Source organism: Streptomyces sp. URMC 127 (genome assembly GCF_051386535.1).
Classification (GTDB): domain Bacteria; phylum Actinomycetota; class Actinomycetes; order Streptomycetales; family Streptomycetaceae; genus Streptomyces.
Genome location: NZ_JBPQTW010000548.1, coordinates 1 through 263, shown reverse-complemented (window position 1 = coordinate 263; position 263 = coordinate 1). Strand labels below are relative to the sequence as shown.

General features: G+C 47.9%; 1 protein-coding gene. It reads left to right on the top strand.

What is annotated here, in order from left to right:
- Positions 1 to 49 precede the first annotated feature (49 nt).
- Positions 50 to 263 (top strand): hypothetical protein (locus tag ACSNOH_RS35340; RefSeq protein ID WP_436725520.1); only part of this gene is annotated, 214 nt, incomplete at its 3' end.

Below are 263 nucleotides of genomic sequence, written 5' to 3'. Positions count from 1 at the left end.
ATTTCCTGTTCTCGCCTGGATCGGAAGCGTATTTACATTTATCTACAGCATGAAATTGCTGTTTAAAACGTTCAGGGGAAGTTACCAGCCTGAGCAGCTTGAAAAACAGGCTCACGAAGCGCCGGCTGGCATGCTCGTATCTCCTGTCATTCTGGTCGCGTTTGCTGTCAGTCTCTTCTTTTTCCCAAATATCCTGTCCTACAGCTTGATTGAGCCGGCGATGAACTCGATCTATCCGACACTGCTGGACAGCCATGAGAAAT